This is a genomic window from Kitasatospora sp. NPDC036755 (assembly GCF_040636595.1).
Classification (GTDB): Bacteria; Actinomycetota; Actinomycetes; order Streptomycetales; family Streptomycetaceae; genus Kitasatospora.
This window is the reverse complement of the sequence record NZ_JBEZUT010000631.1, coordinates 1-1874: the sequence shown is the minus strand read 5'-3', so window position 1 is coordinate 1874 and position 1874 is coordinate 1. Positions and strand designations below refer to the sequence as shown.

The following is a 1874-nucleotide window of genomic DNA, read 5'->3' as shown; positions in this document are numbered from 1 at the left end:
GGTGCGGAGGTCGAGTTCGGTGTTCAGGCGTGTGCGGATCCGACTGGCCAGCCGGGTGGCCAGCAGCGAATGCCCGCCGAGGTCGAAGAAACTGTCATCGATACCGACCCGCTCGACGCCCAACACCTCGGCGAACAGCCCACACAACACCTCCTCCCGAGGTGTACGCGCCGACCGCCCCGCCCCTGCCGCCGGAACCTCGGGAGCCGGCAAAGCCCGCCGGTCCAATTTCCCGTTCGCCGACAACGGCAACGACTCCAACACCATCACCACCGACGGCACCATGTACTCCGGCAACCGCCCCCGAACCCCGTCCCGCGCCACCACCGGATCCACCACAACACCCGTCTCCGGCACTACGAACCCCACCAACCGGGAATCCCCCGCACCACGCTCCCGCACCGCCACCGCCACCTGAGCAACCCCGGACTGCGCGGCCAACGCGGCCTCCACCTCACCCAGCTCGATCCGGAAACCCCGCACCTTCACCTGGTCATCCACCCGCCCGAGGTACTCCAAAACCCCCTCGGACGACCACCGCACCACATCACCCGTGCGATACATCCGACCGCCATCAGCCACGAACGGATCAGCTACGAACCGCTCCGCCGTCAAACCAGCCCGACCCCAATAACCCCGGGCAAGCTGCACCCCTGACAGATACAGCTCACCCGCCACTCCCGCCGGCACCGGACGCAGCCAACCATCCAACACCCGGACCCGCGTATTCCACACCGGACCACCAATCGGCACAGGCAAACCGACGTCCTCCCGCCGGCACCGCCACGCCGTCACATCAACCGACGCCTCCGTCGGCCCATAAAGATTATGCAACTCCGTCACACCAGAAAACGTCCCGAAAAACCTGTCCCGCGTCTCCCCTGACAATGCCTCACCACTGCACACCACAAACCGCAGATCCCGACACTCCCCCACCCCAGAAACCCGCAGAAAAACATCCAACATCGAGGGCACGAAATGCGCCACCGTCACCCGCTCACGCTGGACCAGATCCGCCAAATACTCCGGATCCCGATGCCCACCAGCCCGCGCCACCACCAAAGCCGCCCCACACACCAACGGCCAGAAGAACTCCCACACCGAGACATCAAAACTCGCCGACGTCTTCTGCAGAACCCGATCACCCACCCCCAAGCCAAACCGGTCCTGCATCCACAACAAACGATTCACAATCCCCGCATGCGACACCACCACCCCCTTCGGCACCCCCGTCGAACCAGACGTATAAATCACATACGCCGGACCATCCAACGACACCGAAGAACACCACCCGGCCGAAACCGAAGAACCGGCCCCGACCTCGTCCACCAACACCACCGGCGCACTCACACCGGCCAACAACGCACTGTCCACCGACGAATGCGACACCACCACCACCGGCGCCGCATCCCCCAGCATCAACCCCACCCGGTCAACCGGATACTCCGGATCCACCGGCACATACGCCCCACCCGCACGCACCACGGCCAACACCGCGACCACCAGATCCAACGAACGCGGCACCACCACCCCCACGAACGACTCCGGCCCCACCCCCAAACCCACCAACCGCCCAGCCAGCTCACCAACCCGCGCATCCAACTGCGCATACGTCAACTCAACACCCTCAGCCACCACGGCCACCGCATCCGGAGACCGACCAACCTGCGCAGCGAGCAGATCCACCAAGGTCACCCCCGGCACCTCACACACCGGACCCCGACCCCACTCAGCCAGCAGCCCCACCTCCTCCTCCGACAGCACTTCCAGCCGCCCGAGCGGGGTTCCGGGGGCCGCCACCCAGGCCTCCAGCGTGCGGACCAGACGGCCCGCCAGCACCCCCACCGACGCATGGTCAAACAGATCCGCGGAGT

The 1874-nt window shown here is 65.9% G+C and carries 1 protein-coding gene; it reads right to left on the bottom strand.

Translation table 11 applies throughout. The features are described from left to right. Positions 1–1845 (bottom strand): amino acid adenylation domain-containing protein (locus AB0E96_RS40730; RefSeq protein ID WP_359831841.1); only part of this gene is annotated, 1845 nt, incomplete at its 3' end. Between the last annotated feature and the right edge of the window lie 29 nt (positions 1846–1874).